Source organism: Myxococcus sp. AM011 (genome assembly GCF_013372595.1).
Taxonomy (GTDB): domain Bacteria; phylum Myxococcota; class Myxococcia; order Myxococcales; family Myxococcaceae; genus Myxococcus; species Myxococcus eversor.
The window spans coordinates 1-7,386 of the sequence record NZ_JABXEM010000396.1 but is presented as its reverse complement, the minus strand read 5'-3'; the positions used below and the strand labels follow the sequence as shown (position 1 = coordinate 7,386).

The following is a 7,386-nucleotide window of genomic DNA, read 5'->3' as shown; positions in this document are numbered from 1 at the left end:
CCCCCTCTCCTTCGCTCCAGAAAAGGACCCCTCATGGCGCTCCCCGCCATCACCCCCTACGCGATGCCCGGTGCCGCCGACCTGCCGAAGAACAAGGTCGCGTGGACGCCCGACCCCAAGCGGGCCGTGATGCTCATCCACGACATGCAGCGCTACTTCGTGGAGGCGTTCACCCCTGGCCAGTCCCCCGTGAAGGAGCTGGTCCCCAACATCCAGCGCCTGCGCGCGCACTGCCTCTCGTTGGGAATCCCCGTCGTCTACTCCGCGCAGCCTGGCGGCCAGACATCGGAGCAGCGCGGCCTGCTGCTCGACTTCTGGGGCGGCGGCATCAACGGCGGTCCGCTCCAGAAGCAGATCATCGACGCGCTCACGCCCGGCGAAGGTGACCTCCAGCTCACCAAGTGGACGTACAGCGCGTTCCGTCGCACGGACCTGATGGAGGTCATGCACGCGCGGGGCAAGGACCAGCTCATCATCTGCGGCATCTACGCGCACATCGGCTGCCTCCAGACGGCCAGCGATGGCTTCATGAGCAACATCCAGCCCTTCCTCGTCGCGGATGCGCTGGGCGACTTCTCCCTGGCGCACCACCAGCTCGCGCTCAGCTACGCGTCGCAGCTGTGCGCCGTCACCACCACCACGCAGCAGGTCATCGACTCGTTGGGCGTGCCCGCCGTCAAGGGCGCTCCCGGCCTGAGTCAGCACCAGGTGCGCGCGGATGTCGCGGAGCTGATGCAGCAGTCCGTGCTGGAGCTGAACGAGGACGCGAACCTGCTCGAGCTCGGCCTCGACTCCATCCGGCTGATGAGCCTGGTGGAGCGCTGGCGGAGCGCGGGCGCAGAGGTCACCTTCGTGGAGCTGGCGGAGAGGCCGACCCTCACGGAGTGGTACGCGCTCCTGCGCGCCATGCCCCTTCCTCCGCCGGACGCCAGCAGCGTCCACGCGGCCCTCCAGCGCTGAGCGCTGCCCTCGGAGCGAGGCGCCCCCACCCCGCTCCGGTTCGATGCCCCCTCAGAAGGACCTGCGATGCCCGAATCATACGACGCACGCTGGCCGCTCTCCGCGGCGCAGCACGGAATCTGGGTCGGTCAACAGCTCGACCTCGCGAGCGCGATCTACAACGCCGGTGAGTGCATCGAGCTTCGTGGCGCCATCGTCCCCGAGCACTTCGAGGCCGCCGTCCGACAGACGGTCGACGAGGCGGAGGCCCTCCACGCGCGCTTCGAGTCCACGCCGGAAGGCCCCTCGCAGCAGGTCAGCCCCCGCGTGGAGTGGGCGCTCCAGCACGTGGACCTCTCCACCGCCTCGGACCCGTGGGCGGCGGCCCAGGCGTGGATGAAGGAAGACCTGAAGCGCACGGTGGACCTCACCCGAGGCCCGCTCTTCGCGCAGGTGCTCTTCAAGGCCGGCGCCGAGCGGTACTTCTGGTTCCAGCGCGTGCACCACATCGCCATGGACGGGTACGGATTCTCGCTGCTCACCCGGCGCGTGGCGGACCTCTACACCTCCCGCGTGACGGGCAAGGCCGCGCCCGCGGGCTTCGCGCCGCTGCGCCCCGTGCTGGACGAGGACGCCGCCTATCGCGCGGGCCCCCAGTTCGAGAAGGACCGTGACTTCTGGGTGGGCCGCCTCACCGACGCGCCGCTGCCCGTGACGCTGGCGCCGCCCGCGCCCATGTCCGCGTCGTTCGTCCGTTCCACCCGGATGCTCGCGGGCACGGACGTGGAGCGGATGCAGGCGGTGGCGAAGCAAATCGGAGTGACGTGGCCGGACCTGGTGCTCGCGGCGGCGGCGGCGTGGCTCCACCTGCGCACGGATGCGCCGGAGGTCGTGCTCGGCCTCCCGGTGATGACGCGCCTGGGCTCGGCGGCGCTGCGCGTGCCGTGCATGGCCATGAACATCGTGCCGCTGCGCGTGCCCGTCTCGCCCGGGGCCACCCTGGCCTCGCTGGCCAGGCACGTCTCCGCGGAGATGCGCGCCTCCAGGCCGCACCTGCGCTACCGCTACGAGCAGCTCCGCCGCGACCTTCGCCGCGTGGGCGGGCAGCGCAAGCTGTTCGGCCCCGTGGTCAACATCATGCCGTTCGACTACGGCGTGCGCTTCGCGGGGCTGCCCGGCATCGCGCACAACATCTCCGCGGGTCCCGTCGAGGACCTCTCCATCGGCATGTACGCGCGCTCGGACGGCGGCGGTCTGCGCGTCGACTTCGACGCGAACCCCGTCTGCTACGACGAGCGTGCCGTGGACTCCCATCAGCGCGAGTTCCTCCAGCACCTGGACACATGGTTCGGCGCGCCCGAGCAGCCCGTGCGTGAGCAGCCCGGTGCCTCCGGTGACATGGCCTCCCTGCTGGACGGCGGTCCGCTTCCCGCGCCCGCCTCGCCCGTCCTGGAGCTGATTGAACGCCAGGTTCGCGAGCAGCCGGACCTCATCGCCGTGGAGCATGGCGATCACCGCCTGTCGTACGGCGAGCTGTGGCGCTCCGCCGGGGTGCTCGCGGAGCGACTCGTCGCGGAAGGCGTCCGGGTCGACACGCCCGTGGCGGTGAAGGTGCCGCGTGGGCTCGACGCCATCGTCGCATCGCTGGGCATCCTGCGCGCGGGCGCGGGCTATCTCCCGCTGGACCCCAATGGCCCGGCCTCCCGCACGGCCGCCATCCTGGAGGACTCGGCGCCCGCGCTGATGGTCCTCCCGTCGGAGTTCCTCTCCACCACGGACGCCTCACCCCGCGCCGCCGGCCAGTTGACGGTCCTGAAGCGCGACGTCGCGGCGACCGAGGCCGGTGCGCTCCGCCCCGAGGGCGCTCGGCTCGCGTATGTCATCTACACGTCCGGTTCGACGGGCCAGCCCAACGGCGTCCAGATTCCGCACGAGTCGCTGGCGCACTTCGTCGCGGGTGCGACGCACCGCTACGCCATCACCCGCGAGGACCGCATCCTCCAGTTCGCGCCGCTGCACTTCGACGCGAGCGTGGAGGAGGTCTTCCTGGCGCTGACGTCCGGCGCGCGGCTGGTGCTGCGCACCGACGAAATGCTCCAGTCCGTGCCCCGGCTGCTCGAGTCCTGCGCGGCCCTGGGCATCACCCTCCTCGACCTGCCCACCGCGTTCTGGCACGAGCTGGCCTACGCCGTGTCCACGGGCGCGGCGCGGCTGCCGTCCTCCGTTCGCACCGTCATCATCGGCGGCGAGGCGGCGCTGCCGGAGCGCGTCGCACGCTGGCGCGCCACCGTCGGGCCGAGCGTACAGCTGCTCAACACCTATGGCCCCACGGAGGCCACGGTGGTGGCGACCGTGGCGTCACTCGGAGACACCGGCGGTCCGGAGTCCGAGCGTGACGAGGTCCCCATCGGCGTTCCGCTGCCGGGCGTCCGCGCGGTGCTCGTCGATGCGCAGGGGCGGCTCGTGGCGCGAGGCTCCGAGGGCGAGCTGTGCCTGCTGGGCGGCGCGCTCGCGCGGGGCTATCTGGGCCGTCCGGAGCTGGACAAGGCTCGCTTCATCACCCTGGCCGCGCTGCCCGGCCAGCCCCGCGCCTACCGCACCGGCGACAAGGTCCGGTTGCGAGAGGACGGCCAGCTCGTGTTCGTCGGTCGCGTGGACGACGAGTTGAAGATCAGCGGACACCGCATCGACCCGGCCGAGGTGGAGACGGTGCTGCTCGGCCACCCCGGCGTGCGTGAGGCCGCGGTGGTGGGACAGGTGCTCCCCGGAGGCGCCCGCCGGCTCTGCGCGCACATCGTCGCGGAGGCCCCCGCGCCTTCCGCCGCCGACCTGCGCAAGCACCTGTTGGCGAGCCTGCCCGCGCCCATGGTGCCGGGCGCCATCCTGTTCGCCGAACGGCTGCCTCGCACCAGCACGGGGAAGATCGACCGCGCGGAGCTGCGCAAGGCCACCTCCACCGAGACATCCTCCACCGTGGCGCAGGCCACCACGGAGCTGGAGCGCGTGGTGCTCGGCATCTGGGAGGAGGTCCTCGGCGCCACGGGCCTCACCGCGCAGGACGACTTCTTCGACCGCGGAGGCCAGTCCCTCCAGAGCATCCAGGTGGCCAACCGCCTCGGCATCGCCCTGGGTCGGGAGGTCCCCGTCGCCACGGTGTTCCGCTACCCGACGGCCGCCGCGCTGGCCCAGGCGCTGGAGCACGGTGAGACGACCGGCTCCGAAGCCAGCGGCCCGAGCACCACGATGCTCGCCGACGCGGAGCTGTCCGAGGACATCGTTCCCCGGCCGAGCACCGCCGCGCCCCAGGGCGAGGGCGGCAGCTTCGAGACGCGCTTCCCCGAAGCCCGCCAGGTGCTGCTCACGGGCGCCACCGGCTTCGTCGGCGCGCACCTGCTGCACCAGCTCCTGCGCCAGACGCGCGCCCGCGTGGTCTGCCTCGTGCGCGCCAGCGACGAGTCCCAGGCGATGGAGCGCATCCGCGCCGCGCTGACGTCCCAGCAGCTGCCGACCTCGGGCCTCTCCGAGCGGGTGCTCGCGCTTCCGTCGGACCTCACCCAGCCGATGCTCGGGCTGGACAGCGCGCGCTTCCACGGCCTCGCCGCGGAGTGCGACGTCATCCTGCACAACGCCGCCGTGGTGAGCGTGGTGCGCGAGTACGGCAGCGTCCAGGCCGTCAACGTCAAGGGCACGCGCGAGCTCTTGCGCCTGGCCGCCGCCGTGCGCCTCAAGCCCTTCCACTACGTGTCCACACTGGCCGTGGCACCCCAGGCCAACGTGAGCCCGGAGGTGCCCGAGGACTTCGTGCCGGCCCACGCCGGACTGCGCGACGGCTACCAGCAGAGCAAGTGGGTCGCGGAGCGGCTGGTGCAACAAGCCTCCGAGCGCGGCCTGCCTGTCGCCGTCTACCGTCTGGGCCGCGTCGTCGGCGCGACGGACACCGCCATCGTCAATCCTCAAGACCTGGTCTGGCGCATCCTGCTCGCGGGCATTCCCTCCGGCGCGCTCCCGCTGCTCGACGTGGGAGAGACCTGGACTCCCGTGGACTACGTGGCGAGCGCCATCGTCGAGCTGTCCCGCGTCGCCACGCCCGGCACGGTGTTCAACGTGACGCCCGTGCCCGACGTGCGACTGCCGGATTTGTTCCGCTGGGTGGGCGAGTACGGCTACCCGGTGGACCTGCTCCCCGTCCCCGCCTGGCGTGCCCGAGTCGCGGAGCGCGCCGGCACCGCGGACAACACCACCACCCTGGCCTTCTTCGACCTGCGCTCCGGTGACTCGGCGCCCTCGTTCGGCCTGGGCCCCATTCGCTGTCAGCGGTTGCATGAAGCCCTGGAGGGCACCGGCATCACCTGCCCCCAGGCGGATCGCGACCTCTTCTTCCGCTACCTCGCCTGGTGCGTCACGCGCGGCCTGCTGCCCGCGGCACCTGGCTCCCCCAAGGAAACGGCCCTCTCGTGATGAACCGACCCTGGAACCCCCGCACCTGGCGGGAGAAGCCCGTGAAGTACATCCCGGATGACTATCCGGACATGCGCGCCCTTCACCGCGTGGAGGAGGAGCTGTCCCGGCTGCCTCCGCTGGTCCACGCCTCGGAGACGCGGCGGCTCACCGCCTCGCTCGCGCAGGTGGCGCAGGGCAAGGCCATCCTGCTGCAGGGAGGTGACTGCGCGGAGAGCTTCAAGGAGTTCACCACCGACAACATCCGCGACACCTTCCGGCTCATCCTCCAGATGGCCGTGGTGCTCACCTTCGCGGGCGGACGTCCCGTGGTGAAGGTCGGTCGCATCGCCGGCCAGTTCGCCAAGCCGCGCTCCAGCCCCGTGGAGACGCTCGACGGCGTCACCCTCCCCGCGTACCGGGGCGACATCATCAACGGGATGGACTTCGAGGCCTCCGAGCGCGTGCCGGACCCCAAGCGTCTGCTCAAGGCCTATCACCAGTCCTCCGCCACGCTGAACCTGCTTCGCGCCTACTCGCAGAGCGGCTACGCGGACCTGTGCAACCTGCACCGGTGGACGCTCGACGGCGTCGCTGGTTCGCCGCAGGGAGACCAGTACCGCAAGCTCGCGGACACCATCTTCGAGTCCCTCTGCTTCATGAGCGCCCTGGCGCTGCCCCCGGAGCACACGGCCGCGCCCACGCCCACGCCCGTGGACCTCTTCACCAGCCACGAGGCCCTGCTCCTCAACTTCGAGGAGTCGATGACCCGCCTGGATACCAGCTCCGGCCACTGGTTCGACGCCTCCGCGCACATGTTGTGGATTGGCGAGCGCACGCGCCAGCTCGACGGCGGCCACGTGGAGTTCATGCGCGGCATCCGTAACCCCATTGGCGTCAAGTGCGGGCCCACCCTGGAGCCCGACGACCTCTTGCGGTTGATGGACATCCTCGACCCGGAGGCCATCCCCGGCCGCCTCACACTCATCGGCCGCTTCGGCTCCGACAAGGTCGCGGAGTGCCTTCCGCGCCTGATGGCCGCCACCCGCCGCGACGGCCGCCCCGTCATCTGGTCCATCGACCCGATGCACGGCAACACCCACAAGGCCAGCAACGGATACAAGACGCGCTCCTTTGACCGCATCCTCTCCGAGGTGAAGTCCTTCCTGGAGGTCGCCGCCGCCGAGGGCGTCCACCCCGGCGGCATCCATCTGGAAATGACCGGGCAGAACGTCACCGAGTGCCTGGGCGGCCCGCTGGCTGTCACCGAGGACGACCTCCACAGCCGCTACCACACGCACTGCGACCCGCGCCTGAACGCGGACCAGGCACTCCAGCTCTCCTTCATGGTCGCGGAAAAGCTCCAGGCCCTGAAGGTTCCGCACGCCAAGGCAGCCTGAGTCATCCCTCAACTCTTGACAGCATTTGTGTTCAGGAATACACGGCCCCTGAAAATGAAAATGAGAACCATTTTCATAATTTGCTCCCCACGCGAACGACACGTCGCAGGTCGGATGCGCTGGGGCGTGGTGGCGGCGGCGTGGCTGGTGTTCGCGCTTCCGGCGCGGGCCCAGGTGGCGGGCCACGCGCAGGTGGCCGTGGAGGCCGCGGCGGCTCCGAGCGCTCCGGCTCCCGTGCCGGCGGTGCCAGCTCCGAGCACTGCGGCGCCCATGCCGGCGGTGCCAGCTCCGAGCACTGCGGCGCCCGTGCCGGCGGTCGTCCCACCGAAGCTGCTGACGTTCGTGGACGCGCCCTACCCGGCCGAGGCGGAGCAGGCCCGGCTGGAAGCCACGGTGCGACTGAAGCTGACGCTGGATGACCAGGGCCTCGTCACGGCGGCGGAGATTCTGGAGCCGCAAGGACACGGGTTCGACGAGGCGGCGCGGCAGGCCGCGCTGGGCTTCCGCTTCGAGCCCGCCCGGCGTGACGGCGTCGCCGTGGCCTCACGCATCGCCTACAGCTACGAGTTCCGCCTCCCCGTGGAGGCCGTGCCCGTCGTCCCCGCCCCCG

Annotated in this window: 4 protein-coding genes; all 4 read left to right on the top strand. The window is 71.2% G+C overall.

What is annotated here, in order from left to right; translation table 11 throughout:
- Positions 1–33 precede the first annotated feature (33 nt).
- Entirely contained in the window at positions 34–960 is a 927-nt protein-coding gene (locus HUW62_RS44365; RefSeq protein ID WP_176437887.1) for an isochorismatase family protein, read from the top strand.
- A 66-nt stretch (positions 961–1,026) separates the two neighbouring features.
- Complete coding sequence (mxcG, locus tag HUW62_RS44360) at positions 1,027–5,397, top strand: myxochelin non-ribosomal peptide synthetase MxcG (protein WP_176437886.1); 4,371 nt, start codon at positions 1,027–1,029, stop codon at positions 5,395–5,397.
- Positions 5,397–6,776, top strand: a complete 1,380-nt coding sequence (locus tag HUW62_RS44355; protein ID WP_176437885.1) for a class II 3-deoxy-7-phosphoheptulonate synthase — start codon at positions 5,397–5,399, stop codon at positions 6,774–6,776. Before mxcG ends, HUW62_RS44355 begins: the two co-directional genes overlap by 1 nt.
- Before the next feature lie 114 nt (positions 6,777–6,890).
- A partial coding sequence (locus HUW62_RS44350) for a TonB family protein (protein ID WP_176437884.1) occupies positions 6,891–7,386 on the top strand: 496 nt, incomplete at its 3' end.

What these genes read in the sequence shown, in the direction of transcription:
- HUW62_RS44365 (WP_176437887.1), top strand. Translation starts at nt 34, where the DNA reads ATGGCGCTCCCCGCCATCACCCCCTACGCGATGCCCGGTGCCGCCGAC.
- mxcG (WP_176437886.1), top strand. Translation starts at nt 1,027, where the DNA reads ATGCCCGAATCATACGACGCACGCTGGCCGCTCTCCGCGGCGCAGCAC.
- HUW62_RS44355 (WP_176437885.1), top strand. Translation starts at nt 5,397, where the DNA reads ATGAACCGACCCTGGAACCCCCGCACCTGGCGGGAGAAGCCCGTGAAG.